At 71.1% G+C, this 17923-nt stretch carries 13 protein-coding genes and 4 pseudogenes; 12 read left to right on the forward strand and 5 right to left on the reverse strand.

The annotated features are described in order from the left end of the window. From ACFWPQ_RS20520 to ACFWPQ_RS20530, 3 genes and pseudogenes are all read left to right on the forward strand, one after another. Positions 1–119: pseudogene (locus ACFWPQ_RS20520) on the forward strand (DNA-binding response regulator); the annotation flags it as partial. Between the two features lie 583 nt (positions 120–702). Continuing rightward, positions 703–2289 (forward strand): annotated as a pseudogene (locus ACFWPQ_RS20525) (oleate hydratase); the annotation flags it as partial. Positions 2290–2644: 355 nt separating this feature from the next. Continuing rightward, the gene (locus tag ACFWPQ_RS20530) at positions 2645–2806 is read left to right on the forward strand and encodes an SHOCT domain-containing protein (protein WP_384036384.1); all 162 of its coding nucleotides are present in this window, start codon (positions 2645–2647) and stop codon (positions 2804–2806) included. 145 nt (positions 2807–2951) lie between these two features. Here ACFWPQ_RS20530 and ACFWPQ_RS20535 read toward each other — a convergent pair whose 3' ends face one another. Then, positions 2952–3098: a hypothetical protein gene (locus tag ACFWPQ_RS20535; protein ID WP_384036387.1), complete on the reverse strand. Its 147-nt coding sequence runs from the start codon at positions 3096–3098 to the stop codon at positions 2952–2954. 135 nt (positions 3099–3233) lie between these two features. Here ACFWPQ_RS20535 and ACFWPQ_RS20540 point away from each other — a divergent pair, with 135 nt between their 5' ends. The 6 genes from ACFWPQ_RS20540 to ACFWPQ_RS20565 all read left to right on the forward strand — a co-directional run bounded on the left by ACFWPQ_RS20540 (position 3234) and on the right by ACFWPQ_RS20565 (position 11873). Continuing rightward, a complete protein-coding gene (locus ACFWPQ_RS20540; protein WP_384036389.1) occupies positions 3234–3473 on the forward strand; it encodes a hypothetical protein in 240 nt (79 codons plus the stop codon). Positions 3474–3732: 259 nt separating this feature from the next. Then, positions 3733–6417 carry a pyruvate, phosphate dikinase gene (gene ppdK, locus ACFWPQ_RS20545; protein WP_384036391.1) on the forward strand — a complete coding sequence of 895 codons (2685 nt, stop codon included), beginning with the start codon at positions 3733–3735 and terminating at the stop codon, positions 6415–6417. A 59-nt stretch (positions 6418–6476) separates the two neighbouring features. Continuing rightward, a complete protein-coding gene (locus tag ACFWPQ_RS20550) occupies positions 6477–7187 on the forward strand; it encodes a CBS domain-containing protein (protein WP_384036394.1) in 711 nt (236 codons plus the stop codon). A gap of 194 nt (positions 7188–7381) precedes the next feature. Continuing rightward, on the forward strand, positions 7382–10069 hold the full coding sequence (adhE, locus tag ACFWPQ_RS20555) for a bifunctional acetaldehyde-CoA/alcohol dehydrogenase (protein ID WP_384036397.1): 2688 nt from the start codon (positions 7382–7384) through the stop codon (positions 10067–10069). A 96-nt stretch (positions 10070–10165) separates the two neighbouring features. Beyond that, the gene (locus ACFWPQ_RS20560; RefSeq protein WP_384036399.1) at positions 10166–11380 is read left to right on the forward strand and encodes a globin domain-containing protein; all 1215 of its coding nucleotides are present in this window, start codon (positions 10166–10168) and stop codon (positions 11378–11380) included. A gap of 70 nt (positions 11381–11450) precedes the next feature. Then, the gene (locus tag ACFWPQ_RS20565; RefSeq protein ID WP_384036402.1) at positions 11451–11873 is read left to right on the forward strand and encodes a hypothetical protein; all 423 of its coding nucleotides are present in this window, start codon (positions 11451–11453) and stop codon (positions 11871–11873) included. A gap of 122 nt (positions 11874–11995) precedes the next feature. Here ACFWPQ_RS20565 and ACFWPQ_RS20570 read toward each other — a convergent pair whose 3' ends face one another. Next, positions 11996–12826 (reverse strand): universal stress protein, encoded by an 831-nt coding sequence (locus ACFWPQ_RS20570; RefSeq protein ID WP_384036405.1) that lies wholly within the window; start codon positions 12824–12826, stop codon positions 11996–11998. A 385-nt stretch (positions 12827–13211) separates the two neighbouring features. On the opposite strand from ACFWPQ_RS20570, the pseudogene ACFWPQ_RS20575 reads away from it, so the two are divergent. The 3 genes and pseudogenes from ACFWPQ_RS20575 to ACFWPQ_RS20585 all read left to right on the forward strand — a co-directional run. Then, positions 13212–13660: pseudogene (locus ACFWPQ_RS20575) on the forward strand (PP2C family protein-serine/threonine phosphatase). 4 nt (positions 13661–13664) lie between these two features. Next, the gene (locus tag ACFWPQ_RS20580) at positions 13665–14114 is read left to right on the forward strand and encodes a pyridoxamine 5'-phosphate oxidase family protein (protein ID WP_384036408.1); all 450 of its coding nucleotides are present in this window, start codon (positions 13665–13667) and stop codon (positions 14112–14114) included. 3 nt (positions 14115–14117) lie between these two features. Continuing rightward, positions 14118–14861 (forward strand): annotated as a pseudogene (locus ACFWPQ_RS20585) (aldo/keto reductase); the annotation flags it as partial. Positions 14862–14991: 130 nt separating this feature from the next. Here ACFWPQ_RS20585 and ACFWPQ_RS20590 read toward each other — a convergent pair. The 3 genes from ACFWPQ_RS20590 to ACFWPQ_RS20600 form a co-directional block, all read right to left on the reverse strand. Continuing rightward, positions 14992–15855 carry a menaquinone biosynthetic enzyme MqnA/MqnD family protein gene (locus tag ACFWPQ_RS20590; protein ID WP_384036888.1) on the reverse strand — a complete coding sequence of 288 codons (864 nt, stop codon included), beginning with the start codon at positions 15853–15855 and terminating at the stop codon, positions 14992–14994. Positions 15856–15950: 95 nt separating this feature from the next. Further along, positions 15951–16745, reverse strand: a complete 795-nt coding sequence (locus ACFWPQ_RS20595; protein WP_384036411.1) for a maleylpyruvate isomerase N-terminal domain-containing protein — start codon at positions 16743–16745, stop codon at positions 15951–15953. Positions 16746–16906: 161 nt separating this feature from the next. Continuing rightward, complete coding sequence (locus ACFWPQ_RS20600) at positions 16907–17881, reverse strand: AraC family transcriptional regulator (RefSeq protein WP_384036414.1); 975 nt, start codon at positions 17879–17881, stop codon at positions 16907–16909. Positions 17882–17923: the final 42 nt, after the last annotated feature.

Raw genomic sequence — 17923 nt, forward strand, 5'->3', positions numbered from 1 at the left:
CCGTCAAGAACCACATCTCCCGCCTCCTCGCCAAGCTGGGCGTCCAGCGCCGCGTCCAGGCCGCGGTCCTCGCCTCCCACCTGGAACAGCCGGAGCCCGGGGGCCGGCCGACGAGGTGAGCCGTGCGCGGAGCCTGGTCTGCGGGGTCAGTCTCCTCCGCGCCTGCTCGCCGCGGTACGCGTGGCCGGTGCAGCCAGGACATACGTGCCCACAGCCCTCTGCGAGGCGGTGGGCGGCGCCGCAGTAGCCGTTTCCCCTTCTCGGAGCGCGTACTGCCGACCGCCGTGCTCACGGAGTTCCGGGACGCCGCCCGCGCCGACGGCGCCCACCTCCCCCTTGTGCCGCCCTCCGGCGCGGACCCCCTGCTCCGGTTGATCGGTCAGGCGGAACACCGCAACAACACCGACGTCGACCGAGCGGTGGAGAGCCGCCGCCGTCCCCTTCGAACGCCAACCCCGTCTCTTCGTGCCGGCGACGGACCACGACAGCCGGGCCCGCAGATGGTGATACGCGCCGGATACGGCCCCGACGGACCTCCGTCTCCGCGCCTGCCGGTACTGGCACCATGGCACAGCTCCCGAGCCGACGCCCTCGCCTGTCCGCCAGGGCCGTCCGGACCCGACCGGTGACCAACGGCCCACTGACGGCGCCGCCCGCGCAGGAAAACGTAGGAGGTGCGGTTCCGATCCGCAGACGCGAGCGACGAGGAGCGTTGTGATGGCGAAGGCATATCTGGTGGGCAGCGGGATCGCGGCGCTCGCCGCGGCGGCTTTCCTGATCCGCGACGGCGGGTTCGACGGCGCGGACATCCACCTCTTCGAGGAGCAGATGGGCATCGGGGGCAGTCTCGACGCGGGCGGCAGCGCGGAGGCCGGCTACACCATGCGCGGCGGTCGGATGTTCGAGGCCGAGTTCCGTTGCACGTACGACCTCCTGTCCGGCATTCCCACGCTGGACGATCCCTCGGTGACCGTGACCCAGGAGATCCTGGCCGGGCACGAGGAGTTCGCCTGGGACGACATCGCCCGGCTGGTCGACGCGGACGGAAAGATCGTCGACTCCCCCTCGATGGGCTTCTCCGAGCGCGACCGGCTGGAGCTGGTCCGGTGTCTGGCGACCCCCGAGAGCCACCTGGACGACAAGCGGATCACCGACTGCTTCGGCGAGCACTTCTTCACCACGAACTTCTGGTTCATGTGGTGCACCACGTTCGCCTTCCAGCCCTGGCACAGCGCCATCGAGTTCCGCCGCTACCTCCGCCGCTTCATCCACCTGTTCCCGGAGTTCGGCTCCATGTCCGGCATCCATCGGACCCGGTACAACCAGTACGACTCGATCGTGCGCCCCCTGGCCTCCTGGCTGCGCGAGCGCGGCGTGACCGTCCACCCCGGCTGCAAGGTCACCGACCTCGACTTCGCCCCCGGAAAGGACGGCAGGACGGTGCAGACCATCCGCCTGCTCCGGGCCGGCCGGGAGGAGAGGATCGCCGTCGCCCCCGAGGACCTGGTCCTGGTGACCAACGGCTCCATGACCGACGCCTCCAGCCGGGGCACGCACACCTCTCCCCCGCCCCCGCCTCCCCAGCGCTCGGACGCCTGGCTGCTCTGGCACCGACTGGCCCGGGGACACGAGAACTTCGGGAACCCGGACGCCTTCGACAAGCATGTGAAGGAGTCCCGCTGGGAGTCCTTCACCGTCACGGCCAAGGACCCCGTCTTCCTCGACGCACTGGCCGAGTTCAGCGGCCGGGAGACCGGCAAGGGCGGCCTGATGACCTTCACCGACTCCAACTGGCTGCTCACCATCGTCGCCAACCGCCAGCCCGTCTACCGCGACCAGCCGGACGACGTCTCGGTCTGGTGGGGCTACGGCCTCTTCCCCGGCCGCGCAGGCAACCACACGCCCAAACCGATGACCATGTGCTCCGGCCGGGAGATCCTGGAAGAGGTCCTGCACCACCTGCACTTCGACGGCCCGACCAGCGCTCGCGTCCTGGAGACCTCGACCGTCATTCCCTGCGTGATGCCCTACATCACCAGCCAGTTCCTGAGCCGCCGCCGCGACGACCGCCCCGAGGTCGTGCCCGAGGGCTCGGTCAACCTCGCCTTCATCGGGCAGTTCGCCGAGGTGCCGGACGACGTCGTCTTCACGGTCGAGTACTCCGTACGCACGGCGTGGACGGCGGTGTCCGAGCTTCTCCACCTCGACAGGCAACCGCCTCCCGTCTACAAGGGCCACCACGACCCCCACGTGCTGGCGGCCGCGCTGGAGACCATGCACCGCCGGTGACGCACGCGCCCTGGGAGGACCGCTCGGACCCTCCCAGGGAGGTTCGGTACCTGCCCCGGCGCCGGCACCGTACGGGCTGCCGCACCAGGTGTCCGACCGGGTACTCGGCTCGCTGGGCGGGGCGCCGGATCCGGCCGGCCGCGTGGGTGGTGCGACCGGACGGATGCTGCGGGAGCCGGCACGCTCGGCGTTCGCGAGCCGCATGGGCCTCGGGCTGTCCGCCGGACCGGCCCGAAAGCCGACTGGTTCGCATCGGTCCGGCACCGGGCGGCGGGCGCCCGGTGACTGCGGTGAACCAGGGTCTACCGGTCCTCAGGAGGGCCGTCCGGGCCCTGTCGTCCGCCTGCGTACGCACGTGGGCGGACATCCTGGCTGGAGTGCGCCTCCTGCGCCCGGCAGCCCGGGCGCCGAGCAGATCCTCGCCGAACGGTACGCACGCGGTGAGATCGACGAGGAGGAGTACCTGCGCCGCTTGGACATCCTGCGGGTTGCGCCGTCGGGACCGGGCAAGAGCTGACCGCTTCGTCTGCCGTCGGGCAGGACTCCGATGTTGCGCTGACCAAGTGGGGTAACGAGAGCGGTTCTCCAACCGGTCTCCAGCCACGCCGTGGCAGGTGAGCGGGTACGCGAATGCGGTGATCTCCATCGCTGTCACGAGCCGGTCATTGCCCGATGCCGTGGGCGAGGAGGCTCTCGGCGGTCTCCGTGATGGTGTCCTCGAGCTGGTGTCTCGGCAGGCGCAGCGCGGGGTTCACGACACCCAGCCCGCGTGGCCTGGCACTCGACCTGGGGAACTCCGTGACCTCCACGGTCTTCTTCTCCGACGGGTTCGTGGCGAACGGGACCGTAGGGCTGCGGGGCGCCCGGATCTCGGCGGCCTGAGCTTCGCGGGAGCCGTCCTGAACAGGCCGTCCGACGGCGACGTCCCCTCCCTTTCGGCCCCGTTGACGCAAGCCGTCGACTTCGACTTCACCCTCGCCGCACCGCCGTCCGGCACCGTGGACCTACAGGGGGCACAGGTGTCGTACCTGCACGACAACAAGCGCAGCAGGCCCGAGAGCGCGGAGTTGGACGGCTTCGTCCACGGCTCCATCAAGTCGGGCGAGGTGGGTGACGGTCGGGAGGCAGTGCGGCGGCGGAACTCCGTGGCCCAGCACGTGCCTGGGGGCACCTGCTCGACGTGACCGTCGGCTACGGCTACCGCCCCTGACTGGCCGGCGTCTGGCTCCTCGCGCTGACCTTGCCGGGCACGCTGTCCTTGGTCGGCAGTGCACATCGCGGCACTTCCAGCGGAGCGCTTGGCCGCCGGAAGCCGGGCAGCGACACATGCGCCTGGGCCGACCGGCCCCCCGGAGGGGACCGACAGCACCTGCTCCCTCCGGCACCGGCAGGCAGACGCTGGAGGGAGCATCCAGCCGAAGCCCGACGGAGGAGACCGAGATCATGGTCCGATACGTGTACGACTTCGCGGAGGGCGGCCGTGAGCTGGCCGGCCTGCTCGGCGGCAAGGGGGCGAACCTGGCCGAGATGACCCGGCTGGGGCTGCCGGTGCCGCCGGGATTCACCGTGACGACCGAGGCCTGCCGGGCCTACTTCGGCGCCGACAGCGAGCCGGACGGGCTGGCCGAAGAGATCTCCGGGCATCTGACGGCTCTGGAGAAGACGGCCGGGCGGAGGCTGGGTCAGCCCGACGATCCGCTGCTGCTGTCCGTCCGCTCCGGGGCACGCTTCTCCATGCCCGGCATGATGGAGACGATCCTCGACATCGGTCTGGGTGACGACTCCGTGCTCGGCCTCGCGAAGGTGTCCGGGAACGAGCGCTTCGCCTGGGACTCCTATCGCCGCCTCGTGCAGATGTTCGGCAGTACCGTCATGGGTGTCGACAGCGGACTGTTCGAGAGCGCCCTGTCCGACCTCAAGCGCGTCCGCGGTGCGGCCGACGATCTGGGCCTGGACGCCACGGACCTGGCCGGGCTCGTCGAGACGTACAAGGCCCTGATCCGCCAGGAGAGCGGCGAGGACTTCCCGCAGTCCCCGGACGAGCAGCTGCGCCGGGCCGTCCTCGCCGTCTTCGAGTCCTGGAACGGCGAGCGGGCCCGGATCTACCGGCGCCGCGAACGCATCGCCGACGACCTCGGCACCGCGGTGAACGTGCAGACCATGGTCTTCGGCAACCTCGGCGCCGACTCGGGCAGCGGCGTCGCCTTCACGCGCGACCCCGCCACCGGTCGCCCCGGCCTGTACGGCGACTATCTGCCGAACGCTCAGGGCGAGGACGTCGTGGCCGGCATCCGCAACACCGTGTCGCTGGCCGACCTGGAAGAACTCGACCCTGTCTCCTACGCTCAGCTGCGCGGTCACATGGAGACCTTGGAGACGCACTACCGGGATCTGTGCGACATCGAGTTCACCATCGAGCGCGGCCGGCTGTGGATGCTGCAGACCAGGGTCGGCAAGCGTACCGCCGAAGCCTCGTTCGCCATTGCCGCCGAGTTGGTGGACGAGGGGCTGATCAGTCCCGCCGAGGCGCTGGGCCGGGTCACCGGGGACGGGCTGGCCCGGCTGATGTTCCCCCGTTTCGACACCTCCGCCGTCGGCGAGGCGCTCGCGCACGGCCTTCCCGCCTCACCGGGCGCGGCCGTGGGCGCCGCGGTGTTCGACTCCGCCGAGGCCGTCCGCCGGGCCGCCGCCGGCGAGCAGGTCGTCCTCGTCCGCCAGGAGACCACCCCCGACGACCTGCCGGGCATGCTCGCCGCGCAGGCGGTGCTGACCAGCCGCGGCGGCAAGACCAGCCACGCCGCCGTGGTCGCCCGCGGCATGGGCACGGTGTGCGTCTGCGGCGCCGAGGAGATCGTCGTGGACACCACGGCCCGTCGCTTCGCCGTGGGTGACACCGTCGTCGAAGAGGGCACCGTCGTCTCCGTCGACGGCTCCGAGGGGGCCGTGTACCTGGGCGCGGCACCACTGGTCGACTCCGCGGTGATGCGGTACTTCGAGACAGGCGAGCGGTCGGCCGGGCTGGTCGGTTCCGTGGCCCGCACCATGGAACAGGCCGACAGCGCAGCCCGGCTGGAGGTGCGTGCGAACGCCGACACCCCGGCGGACGCCGCCCGCGCCCGGCGGTTCGGCGCACGCGGCATCGGGCTGTGCCGTACCGAGCACATGTTCCTCGGCGAGCGGCGCAAGCTGGTCGAGGCGATGATCCTGGCTCGCGACGAGTCCGAACGCAAGGATGCGCTGGGCGCACTGCTGCCGCTCCAGCGCGAGGACTTCATCGGCATCCTGGAGGCGATGGACGGTCTGCCGGTCACCATCCGGCTCATCGACCCGCCCCTGCACGAGTTCCTGCCCGACCGCACCGACCTCGCCGTGCGGGTCGCCGCCGCCGAGGCCCGGGGGGAGCGCCCGGACCCGCACGACACCGAACTGCTCGACGCGGTCGATCGCATGCACGAGGAGAACCCGATGCTCGGGCTGCGGGGCGTACGCCTCGGCCTGGTGGTGCCCGGTCTGGTCGCCATGCAGGTCCGGGCGATCGCCGAGGCGGTCGTGGCGCGTAGGAGGGCCGGGGGCTCCCCCGAGGCGGAGATCATGGTGCCGCTGGTCGGCGCCGTCGAGGAACTGCGCATCGAGCGGGCGGAAGTGGAGCGGGTCCTGGCCGAGGTGTCCGAGGAGACCGGCGTGCCCGTGCACTGCCCGGTCGGCACCATGATCGAGCTGCCCAGGGCCGCGCTCACCGCGGACCGGATCGCCGAGGAGGCGGAGTTCTTCTCCTTCGGCACGAACGACCTGACCCAGACCACCTGGGGCTTCTCCCGCGACGACGTCGAGGCGGCGTTCTTCTCCGCCTACCTCGACAAGGGCATCTTCGCCACCTCGCCGTTCGAGACCCTCGACCGTGACGGTGTGGGCCGGCTGGTCCGCATCGCCGTCGACGAGGGCCGCGCCGCACGCCCCGACCTGAAGATCGGCGTGTGCGGCGAACACGGCGGCGACCCCGAGTCCGTCCACTTCTTCCACGAGGCCGGACTGGACTACGTCTCCTGCTCGCCGTTCCGCGTCCCGGTCGCCCGGCTGGAGGCCGGACGGGCCGCCCTGTCCGGGACGGGATCGAGCGACAGCAGGTGAGCACCGGGCCCGGGCTCGCGTCCCCGAGCCCGGGCCCGGCCGGAAAGGAGGTGGCCGTCATGGCCCGAATCGTCGGTGAAGTGATGACCTCCGACGTCGTCGAGGCTCACCCGGAGACCTCGTTCAAGGACGTCGTGCGGCTGCTGGACCAGCACCGGATCAGCGGCCTGCCCGTCGTGGACCACGACGACAAGGTCGTGGGCGTCGTCTCGCAGACGGATCTGGTCCGCCGTCAGGCGGCCCGGTCCCCGGACGACCGGGCGCGGCGGTCGCGGCGACACCCGTCGAGCCGCCTCAGGCGTCCTCGCCCCGGTGCCGTCGCCCGCGCCGTCACGGCTCGGGAGCTGATGTCGACGCCTGCGATCACCGTGCATCCGGAACAGCGGATAGCGGATGCCGCACGGGTCATGGAGCGTCACGGCGTCGAGCGCCTGCCCGTCGTGGACGAGGAGGACCGGCTGATCGGCATCGCCACCCGGCGGGACCTGCTGCGGGTCTTCCTGCGCACGGACGAGGAGATCGGCCGGGAGGTCCGCGAGGAGGTGCTGGACCTTGCGCTCGGTCTCCCGGCCGGCAGTGTGACCGTCTCGGTCAGGGACGGCATGGTCACGCTGGCAGGGGTCGTACCGCACCACGGCGACATCCCGACCGCGATCCGGCTGACGTACCGGGTGGACGGAGTGGTCGGCGTCGTCAACAGCCTGGCCCTCCGCGCCGACGGCACCCGCCGGTCGCACAGCGCCCCCTCCTCCGCCGTGCCCTCTGACTAGTCCCGCCACATGGGACACCTGGCCCCGGCACCCCGGGGCCGATCAGTCCCTCACCGGGACCAACGGGACCTGGGAGCGCCACCGCTGACGAGAGACGCTGCTGATGGGAGCGGTGCCCATCCCCCGAGGTGCCGCTCCCTCCCGCGCCGCCATCGGTGCGGTTGCCGCCCTCTCCACCACGGAGGCCTGCCGACATGACCCGCCACGACGACCGCAGCGCGACCACCGAAGCCGCCGACGCGCCGTCCGACATCGCCGTCGCGGTGGACCGCCTGGTGACCAACGGGCTCAAGGCGCTCGCCGACTACGAGGGGCTCGACCAGGAACAGGTCGACCACATCGTGAAGAAGGCCTCGGTCGCCGCCCTCGACCAGCACACCGGGCTGGCACGACTCGCCGTGGAAGAGACCCGACGCGGAGTCTTCGAGGACAAGGCCGCGAAGAACATGTTCGCCTGCGAGTACGTCACGCACAGCATGGGCCCGATGAAGACGGTCGGGGTCATCGCCCGCGACGACATCGACGACATGATCGAGGTCGCCGAGCCGGTCGGCGTGGTGTGCGCCGTCACCCCCGTCACCAACCCGACTTCCACCACCGTCTTCAAGGCCCTGATGGCGCTCAAGACCCGCAACCCGGTCGTGTTCGCCTTCCACCCCTCCGCCCAGCGCTGCAGCGCGGAGGCGGCCCGCGTCGTGCGGGACGCGGCCGTCGCGGCGGGCGCGCCGGAGCACTGCGTGCAGTGGATCGAGACCCCGTCCGTCGAGGCCACCGACGCTCTGATGCGCCACCCGGGCGTCTCGCTGATCCTCGCCACCGGCGGCAACGCCATGGTCAAGGCCGCGTACTCGGCCGGCAAGCCCGCGCTCGGCGTGGGGGCCGGCAACGTACCCGCCTACGTCCACCACAGCGCCGACGTACGCCGGGCCGTGAACGACCTGGTGCTGTCGAAGTCGTTCGACAACGGCATGATCTGCGCCTCCGAACAGGCCGTCATCCTGGACGAGCGGATCTACGACGCGGTCCTCGCCGAATTCCGCGCCCTGCACGCCCACTTGGCCACCGCCGACGAGAAGGCGAAGCTGGAGGCGTTCCTGTTCCCGGCCGGCAAGGCCGCGGGCACGGGCACGGGCGCGGGCACGGGCACGGGCTGCGAGCCCAAGGTCAACTCCGCGGCCGTCGGGCAGAGTCCGACGTGGATCGCCGAACAGGCCGGGTTCTCCGTGCCCGAGGGCACCTCGCTCATCCTCGTCGAGGCCGGTCAGGTCGGTCCGCTGGAGCCGCTCACCCGCGAGAAGCTCTGCCCGGTCCTCGCCGTCCTGCGGGCAGGTTCCGAGGAGCAGGGCTTCGGCCTGGCCGCCGACATGGTCGCCTTCCACGGGCAGGGCCACAGCGCCGTCATCCACACCGGCGACCTCGAACTCGCCGAAGCGTACGGCCGTCGTATGAAGACGGTACGGATCATCGTCAACGCCCCTTCCTCGCAGGGCGCGATCGGCGGCATCTACAACAGCCTGCTGCCATCCCTGACACTCGGCTGCGGCTCCTGGGGCAGCACCTCGGTGTCCGACAACGTCTCCGCCGCCCAACTGCTCAACGTCAAGCGGGTGTCCGTGCGCCGCAACAACCTCCAGTGGTTCAAGGTCCCGCCGAAGATCTACTTCGAGCCGCAGTCCGTCCGCTACCTGACCTCCATGCCGGACGTCCACCGTGTCACCGTCGTCACCGACGCGACGATGACCCGCCTCGGGCTCGTCGACCGGGTCGAGCGCGTGCTGCGGCGGCGCCGGGAGCCGGTCACCATCCAGGTCATCGACACCGTCGAACCCGAGCCCAGCATCGACTCCGTCCGGCGCGGCGCCCGCCTCATGGGCGACTTCCGCCCGGACACCATCATCGCCCTCGGCGGCGGCTCCCCGATGGACGCGGCCAAGGTGATGTGGCTGCTGTACGAGCAGCAGGCCGAGGGCAAGGACGTCGACTTCGCCGACATGCGGCACAAGTTCTCCGACATCCGTAAGCGCGCCTTCCGCTTCCCCGTGCTGGGCAGGCTCGCCCGCCTGGTGTGCATCCCCACGACGTCGGGGACGGGCGCCGAGGTCACCCCCTTCGCGGTGATCTCCGACCCGGCCACCGGCAAGAAGTACCCGCTGGCCGACTACGCCCTCACCCCCAGCGTGGCCATCGTCGACCCGCTGCTCGCCGCCGAACTCCCGCGCTCCCTGGCGGCCGACAGCGGCTTCGACGCCCTCACCCACGCCATCGAGGCGTATGTGTCCGTCTACGCCAACGACTTCACCGACGGTCTCGCCCTGCACGCGATCCGGCTGATCTTCGAGAACATCGAGGCGGCGGTGAACGACCGCGCGGCCCGGCCCGGGGCGCAGGAGAAGATGCACAACGCCGGCACCATCGCCGGCATGGCGTTCGGCAACGCCTTCCTCGGCATCGTCCACGCCATGTCCCACACGCTCGGCGCCACCTTCCGCATCGCGCACGGCCGCACCAACGCGGTCCTGCTGCCGCACGTCATCCGCTACAACGGCACCGTCCCCACCAAGCTCACCGGCTGGCCGAAGTACGAGCACTACCGTGCCCCCGAGCGCTTCCAGGACATCGCCCGCACCCTCGGCCTGCCGGCCGCCACCACGGCGGAGGGCGTCGAGTCACTGGCCTCGGCCGTGGAGCGGCTCCGTGAGGCCCTGGGCATCGAGCCGTCGTTCCAGGCCCTCGGCGTCGACGAGCGGTCCTTCCTCGACGCACTGCCCCAGCAGGCCCTGAACGCCTTCGAGGACCAGTGCGCACCCGCCAACCCGCGCATGCCCATGCTCGACGACATGCGGCAGCTCATGCGCGCGGCCTACTACGGGCGCGGCGCATAGCCCGCCCGGCGGTGCCTGACCGCCGCGCAGAAGGCCGCCGTCCCACGGCGATGCGGCCGGCTCCTCCTCCATCGTCCGCCCCGTCAGGGAGATCCCATGCTGTCCGCCGAATCCACCGCCCTCGTACGCGCCACCCTGCCCGCTGTGGCCGGAGCGCTCGACGAGATCACCACCCGTTTCTACGCCACGATGTTCCACGACCGGCCGGAGCTGCTCGACGGGATGTTCAACCGCGGCAACCAGGCCAGCGGGGACCAGCGCCGCGCGCTGGCCGGTGCGATCGCCGCCTTCGCCGGCGCGCTGCTGGAGAATCCCGGAACACGGCCGGACCAGTTGCTGTCCCGGATCGCGCACAAGCACGCCGCCGTCGGCGTCACCGACGACCAGTACACGATCGTGCACAAGTACCTGTTCAGCGCGATCGCCGAGGTCCTCGGGGACGCGGTCACCCCTGAGGTGGCGGCCGCCTGGGACGAGGTCTACTGGCTCATGGCCGGCGCCCTGATCAGCCGGGAGGCGCTCCTCTACCAGGACGCGGGCGTCCAGCCCGGCGGGATCTGGCGGCCCTGGACGGTCGTCGAACGTCGTACCGAGACCCCCGACACCGTCTCCTTCCTGCTCCGCCCGGCGGACGGCGAACGCCTTCCACGGGCCCGCGCGGGCCAGTACGTGAGCGTCCGCGTGTGCATGGCGGACGGGGTGCACCAGCTGCGCCAGTACAGCCTCTCCTCGGACCCGGGCGCCGGGCTGCGGCGGATCACCGTGAAGCGCGTCGCCGGTGACCCCGCCGGGCCGGACGGCGAGGTCTCCAACCTGCTGCACGACACCGTCCGCGAGGGGGACGAGCTGCTGCTGTCCGCACCGTTCGGCGACGTCTTCCTCGACGACCCGGTGGACACCACCACCCCCGTCGTGCTGGTCTCGGCGGGCATCGGCTGCACCCCCATGACCGGCATCCTCGCCCACCTGGCCGGCCTCCGCTCGATCCGCCGGGTCCTGGTCCTGCACGCCGACCGCTCCCCCGGCGACCACGCCCTGCGCACCGAGACGCACGACCTCGTCGATCAACTGCGCAACGCCCGGTCTGTCTTCTGGTACGAGCATCCCGGAGCGGAGGAACCCGCCGCCCGCACAGGTCGGATGGACCTGAGCGACACCGAACTCCCCGACAACGCCACGGTGTTCCTGTGCGGCCCGCTCCCCTTCATGCGGGACGTACGAGGACAGCTGCTGAGCGCCGGCGTGCCCGCACGACGCATCCGCTACGAGGTGTTCGGCCCCGACCTGTGGCTGCCGGGCTCCCCGGTCTGAACCGCCCCGCTGTTCCGCCTTTCCCGAGTCCGTCAGCTCCTGAGTTCCTGATCTCCGAGGAGAAACCCGTATGACCACCGACAACTCCCAGGCGACGCCCGCGGTCGAGCTGCGCTCCGGCGGCGCCGTGGACGACGAGACCCTGGCATACGCCCGCACGAAGATCGACGCCGTGCTGGGCAGGGCGGGAGTACCCGCCGTCACCGGCGAGGTGCGCATCCTGCGTGCGGTCGCCCACCACGCCGGCCACCCGTGGTCGGCCACGGCGGATCTGCACATCGGCGGCCGCCAGGTGGTCGTCACGGTGGCCGAGGAGGCCACGGGCGCGGAGGCCGTCGACCGGCTCCAGGACCGGCTGCGCCGCCAGACGGACAGGGCCGCCCAGGCCTGGCACGACGGACGTCGTACGTCCACCCCGCCATGGCGCGGTGGACCCGCACAGTCCCGTGGTACGGACACCGACAGCACCGACGAGAGCTCTCGCCCGGCCTGACATCACCGCCCCGGACCGCCCGCAGCAGTGACCCGGGAGAGACGAACGACCGGAGCGGCACCGTTTCCTCACGGTGCCGCTCCGGTCGCGTGGTGAACGACGCCAGTCGTGGGAACGGGCCGTCACCTCTCCGGTACGACGATCAGGGGGCAGTGCGACCGGTGCAACAGCGTGTGCGCGACCGGACCCAGCCGTGGTCCGAACACACCCGTCCGGCGGTGGGCGCCGACGACCACCACTGCGGCTTCCTGCGACGCCGCCAGCAGTGCGGGAGCGGGAGCGGTACGGACCGCGTGGGACTCGACGACGACACCAGGATGCCGGTCCCGCAGGTGGGTGAGTGCGTAGGGGGCCACGGCCTCCTCGGCCCGGCTCTCCCTGGCCGTCCGCTCCTGACCCGGGCTGCGCACAGCCGTGAGGGAGGGCAGTTCGGGGGTGATGTGCCGACGGCTCCAGGAATGCAGGACACGGAGGCTCACGCCGCGCCGCTCGGCCTCCTGGATGGCGTACTCCGCCGCCTGCAGGTCCGAGTCGTCGGCAAGGCCCAGCAGCACGGGCCGGCCCTCGTCGCAGGGGTGGTCCCCGCGGACGACCAGGAGCGGTCCCTGTGCGACGGAGGCCAGCCTCAGGCTCACCGAGCCCAACGCCGAACCCGCCACGGTGCCCATGCCGCGTGTTCCCACCACGGTGAGGACCGCGTCCTCGCTCTCGCGGGCCAGCGCATGCACCACGCCTCCCTCGACCGCGACGCTCTCGACGAGCAGCCCCGGATACCGCTCTCGTGTGCGCGAGGTGGCGTAGGCCAGGACCGGTGCGGCCTCGTCACGGTCGGGAACCGCATACAGCACGCGCAGCGCGCCGCCATGGCGTACGGCCTCAGCCGCGGCCCAGTCCAGAGCGCGCACGGAGGCTACGGAGCCGTCGACTCCGACGACGATGTGATGCAGGGTCATGGTCGTACCTCTCCTTCCCTCGGCCGGCAGTTCGGAGGCAGCGCCACTCGACACCGCACGGCGGATTCCTCGGACGATGCTCCTCGTACGCCGTCGCCCCGGTCAGATGCCGGTCGAACCCCGGCATCCGCCGAACGGCCCTTGCGTCAATGGCCGTTCAGTCGGCACGACCCCGGCGCGGGCAGACGCGGAGTTGGTGCCGTGTGGCCCTGTGGCAACACCTGGTCGGCTCATGCACCACCGCAGCACTGGCTGTCACCTTCAGGAATGTCACCACGACGGCCTGAAGGAGGTGCGGACCGATGCCCGGTGCCGAGTAGGCGAGGAAGTGGTTGCGGCGGTGGCGGGCGACGTGGTGGGCCACGGACTGCGGGCGTCGGCCGCCATGGGCCGGCTGCGGACCGCGGTGCGCGCCCTGGCCGACGTCGACCAGCCCGCCGACGAACTGCTCACCCACCTCGACGGCCTGGTCACCCTCCTGGCCGCCGAGGAGGAGAGCACCGCTGACCACGAGTCCGACCTCGCCATCGCCGCCGATGTCATCGCCACCTGTCTGTACGTGGTCTACGACCCGGTCTCCCGCCGGTGCACGGCCGCCGGCGCGGGCCACCCGCCACCCGCCGTCGCCCAGCCGGACGGCCGGCGGAGCTCGTCAACATGCAGCCCGGCCCACCGCTGGGTGTGGGAGGGCTGCCCTTCGAGACCGCCGAGCGGGAACTGTCCCCGGTCAGCCTCCTGGCGCTGTACACCGACGGCCTGCTCCAGGGCGCCGAGCAGCTCCGGCGAAAGGGCCGGTCGGCCCTACATCCATGCCCGCAGTACGAGGAAGGATGACCAGATGCCCCGGGATGACGACTTTCGCGTACTCGATCGCCAGGAGTGCCTGCGCCTGCTTGCCAAGGTGCCGGTCGGCCGCGTGGTCTACACCCGGCAGGCGCTCCCCGCAGTCCTCCCGGTCAACTTCTCGCTGGACGCGGACTCCTCGGTGCTGCTGTGCACCGACTCGAATTCGGAACTGGTCCGTGCCATCGAAGGCGTCGTGGTCGCCTTCGAGGCGGATGACTTCGATGCCGGGAACAGGACCGGCTGGAGTGTGGTCGTCACCGGACGGGCCACCGTGGTCAGCGGCTCCGCGGAACGCGCGCGGCTGTCACAGGCCGGCCCCCGATCATGGATGCCGACACCGGAGCCGGTGTTCGTCCGGATCGATTCCGAGATGATCACCGGACGCGAACTGGGGCGTCCGGAGCGTCCCGAGGCCCCACCGGAGCAGCCGCCGGGCGGCTGACACCGGCGGCGCAGGTTGGTCATCGCCACCAAGGTGAACGCCACGATGGGCCCCGGACCGAAGGGCGCCGGCCTGTCCCGGGCGGCCATCCTCACCCAGGTGGACGAGAGTCTGCGCCGGCTGGGCACCGACTACAACGACCTCTACCAGATCCACCGGCTCGACCCGAATGTGCCGGCCGAGGAGACCATGGAGGCGCTGCACGACGTGGTGAAGGCCGGCAAGGCCCGCTACATCGGCGCGTCCTCGATGTGGACCTGGCAGTTCGCCAGGCTCCAGCACACCGCGGACCTGCACGGCTGGACCCGGTTCGTGTCCATGCAGGACCAGTACAACCTGCTTCAGCGCGAGGAGGAGCGGGAGATGCTGCCGTACTGCCTGGACCAGGGCATCGGCGTGATCCCCTGGAGCCCGCTGGCGCGCGGCCGGCTGACCCGCGACCTGGACGAGCAGACCACGCGCAACAGCACCGACGGCGCCGAGGAGATCCTCTACGGCCGGACCGCCGAGGCCGACCGGGGAATCGTCGACGCGGTCGCCGCCATCGCCAGGGAGCGCGGCGTCAGCCGCGCCCAGGTGGCGCTGGCCTGGGTGATGCACCAACCGGCCGTCACCGCGCCGATCGTCGGCACCACGAAGCCGCACCACCTCACCGATGCCGTCGCCGCCACCGAGCTCTAGCTCGGCAGCGAGGAACTGACCCGGCTGGAGGAGCACTGCACCACCCGCCCCGCCTCCGGCTTCTGACCCGCGCCCGCTCGACTGTGCCCGCCCGGCCGTGCCCACTCGCCCGTGCCCGCTCGGAACAGGACGGTCAGCCGGCCGCGGTTCGCACCGGCAACGGGGCCCGACGGCCGGTGGCGTACCGAGGCAGCCGCTACGGCTGGAGGATCGAGATCTCCAGCTCGGGATCGAATCCGGAGTCCGAGGCAACCCTGCGAGCGAACTCGCGAACACCCGCCAGCTGGCGTTCGCCGAAGGAGAAGTCCAGGGCCTCGGTGTAGTAGCGGCGCAACGCCTGTGCGTCGAACGCCTCCCACCGGGCGGCCTGTTCGCACACCTTGTCGACTTCGGCCATCGAGAGGTCCCGGGACTCCAGGAAGGCCCGGTGCACCTCGCGCACGACACGAGGGTTCTGCTCCAAGTAGTCCTTGCGGACGGCCCAGGCCGCGAAGACGAACGGCAGACCGGTCCACGCCTTCCACATCTCGCCCAGGTCGTACACCAGCAGTCCCAGATCTGCGGCCTGATGAAGGTAGGCGCGTAGCGCGGCGTCGCCGATGACGACCGCGGCATCCGCGTCCTGCATCATCTCCGGCAGGTCCGGCGGGCAGGTGAAGTACTCCGGGCGGACCCCTTCCCGCTCCTCCAACAGCAGCCGGGCCAGCCGTACCGACGAGCGCGAGGTGGAGCCCAGGGCGACCCGGCGCCCGTCCAGTTCGCGCAGCGGGACCTGACTGACGATCAGGCAGGAGGTCACCGCGCCGTCGCTGCCCACCGCGATGTCCGGGAGCAGCACCAGGTCGTCGGCATGCTTGAGGTACTCCATGCAGGCGATCGGACCGATGTCCAGGGTCCCGTCGACCAGCAGACCGCTCAGCCGGTCCGGAGTGTCCTTGGTCAACTCCAGGTCGAGCAGAGTGCCTGTGCGGGCCAGTCCCCAGTAGATCGGCAGACAGTTGAGGAACTGGATGTGCCCGACCCGGGGACGCTTCCCATGCTCGTGCGGGACGCTGTTCATGTGTGAGAGATCCACGTCCACAGGCTAGTACTTCGGAATCTGCCGCTGCCTGCCCGGTGCCGGGGGGCACGCCGCGCGGGATCAATGAGTCGGGCTCAGACGAGGTTCAGCGCGTCCAGGAAGCGGCCCGCCACCTTGTTGTCGCCGGTCACGGTCGTACAGTCACGCCAGGGCAACCGGGTCGTGGCCCAGGCCGTGAAGTCGTGTGCCGTCGACTCCACGGTGGCAGCCGGGCGGGAAAGGGCGGTCACCGGTGTCACGTTGATCTGCCCCTCCGCCGGATCGAGCATCCACCCGCCCCCGCCCGGCCCGGACAAGGTCAGCCGGACGGGCTCGGTCAGGCTGTCGACGAGGCCTGGCTGCATGTTCGGCAGACCGGCCAGGAGCCATCCGATCGCGGGCCGCAACCGGGCCTCGTCCGGCGGGGGCGGTTGATGCCGCAGCGGGCCGCGGGGAGCGAGCATGTCCCAGCGCAGATGGGTGTAGAAGTCGAACGCGCAGAGGTCGGCCATGTTGTGCAGGGGGTACGTTCCCAAGTCGAGGTACGGCGCCTGGGTGGAGGCGTACGGCTCGTTCTGCAACGTGTCGAAGACCGTCAGGGCTTCGTCGGACTGGCCTGCGAAGTCCTTGATCACGTCGTCGGACGTCCAACCGGTCTTCTCGGACACATGCGCGTCGTTGAGCCGCTCGATACCGAGGTCGGTGTCCAGTTCGCCCTTCACCGCAGACGTCAGGACGCCCAGCAGATCGGCCATGTGAGTGGCGACGTCCTTGACCGACCAGCCGGTGGCAGCACTCTGAGCGGCCCATTCGTCGCCGCTCAGCGACAGGAGCACGGTCCGGACATCCTCGATGGTCGCCCGCAGGCCGGCCATGCCTTCCACACTCATCTGATCTGCTCCTCGGGCGAGCACGACGCATACACGGTGACGGCTGCACAGATTCTCTCGCCGGGGTGTCGCCGCGGCATCCCGTGCTGTGCGTAGTGAGGACGTGGGAGAGGGCCGATCAGACTACGAGGGGATCCTCCGTCTACGAGGGGATCCTCCGTTCAGGTCCGCAGTGTCCTCGACGGCAGTCGGCCGTAGCGGCGCTGGTAGTCGCGGGCGAAACGGCCCAGGTTGCCGAAACCCCACTGGTGGGCGATGTCGGCCACATTGGTTCCGCTGTGCGGGTCGGCCTGGGTGAGGGCTTCGTGGGCGCGGGCCAGGCGGACGCTGCGGACGAACTCCATCGGCGTCATGTCCAGATGCCGGCGGAATCCCTCCTGAAGGGCACGAGGGCTGAGGGAGGCGCACGCCGCCAGCGCCGCGACGGTCAGGTCGGACTCGGGCTGCCGTTCCACGAGTTCCATCGCCTTGCGCAGTCCCCGCGGCAGCACGCTGCCGGGACGGCCCCCTTCGTCCGCGTCGACCACGGGGTAGACGCCCACGAGCGCTGCTGCCAGCAGCCTCGTGAGCTGCGAGGTCAGCAGCGGGGAGCGGGTGAACTCGCCCCGCTCGGTCACCTCGCGCCGGATCAGGCCGACGACCGAAAGCCAGCTCCGGGCAGTCACCGGAGTCACCGGTCCGCCCAGACCGAACCGGACGGTGCCGCCGCAGGCCACCCCGGCCGCCGCCGCGGCTTCGTCCACGAGACGACGGGAGAGCCTGATCGTTTGCAGCCGGCACCCGGTCTCCCAGCTCAGGGAGAACGGGCGGTACGAGTCGATGGCCACCGAATCCCCTGCCACCAGGGTCCGCTCCGTCCGCCCCGACCTGATCGTCATCGCACCGCTCAGGGGTGTGGAGACCAGGACCCAGTTCCCGAGCGGGGTCGGCTCGACCTCGACGGCGGCGCCGTAGGACAGCTGGTGGACGGCGACGTCGCCGAGGAGTGCCTCCGTCTGCACGGCGTGGAACTCCACCGGTCGCCGGGTCACGGTGAGTTCGTGCGGGCAGTAGCTGGCTCCGACACGCGTCCGGGCCTCGTCGAGGTCACGGGTGTCGAGGAGGGTCCGTGGCTGGGGGATCGCCCGAGCGGTCATGCGCGTCCTTTCCTCACCCGCGTTCGACGGCCAGTGTCCGCG

It is taken from the genome of Streptomyces sp. NPDC058464 (assembly GCF_042721035.1).
In the GTDB taxonomy this organism is placed as follows: domain Bacteria; phylum Actinomycetota; class Actinomycetes; order Streptomycetales; family Streptomycetaceae; genus Streptomyces.

Excerpts from the sequence above, each read along its gene's own strand:
- ACFWPQ_RS20595 (WP_384036411.1), bottom strand. The coding sequence starts at position 16,745 with ATGAGTGTGGAAGGCATGGCCGGCCTGCGGGCGACCATCGAGGATGTC.
- ACFWPQ_RS20600 (WP_384036414.1), bottom strand. The coding sequence starts at position 17,881 with ATGACCGCTCGGGCGATCCCCCAGCCACGGACCCTCCTCGACACCCGT.
- ppdK (WP_384036391.1), top strand. The coding sequence starts at position 3,733 with ATGGTCCGATACGTGTACGACTTCGCGGAGGGCGGCCGTGAGCTGGCC.
- adhE (WP_384036397.1), top strand. The coding sequence starts at position 7,382 with ATGACCCGCCACGACGACCGCAGCGCGACCACCGAAGCCGCCGACGCG.
- ACFWPQ_RS20590 (WP_384036888.1), bottom strand. The coding sequence starts at position 15,855 with ATGAACAGCGTCCCGCACGAGCATGGGAAGCGTCCCCGGGTCGGGCAC.
- ACFWPQ_RS20570 (WP_384036405.1), bottom strand. The coding sequence starts at position 12,826 with ATGACCCTGCATCACATCGTCGTCGGAGTCGACGGCTCCGTAGCCTCC.
- ACFWPQ_RS20550 (WP_384036394.1), top strand. The coding sequence starts at position 6,477 with ATGGCCCGAATCGTCGGTGAAGTGATGACCTCCGACGTCGTCGAGGCT.
- ACFWPQ_RS20580 (WP_384036408.1), top strand. The coding sequence starts at position 13,665 with ATGCCCCGGGATGACGACTTTCGCGTACTCGATCGCCAGGAGTGCCTG.
- ACFWPQ_RS20560 (WP_384036399.1), top strand. The coding sequence starts at position 10,166 with ATGCTGTCCGCCGAATCCACCGCCCTCGTACGCGCCACCCTGCCCGCT.
- ACFWPQ_RS20565 (WP_384036402.1), top strand. The coding sequence starts at position 11,451 with ATGACCACCGACAACTCCCAGGCGACGCCCGCGGTCGAGCTGCGCTCC.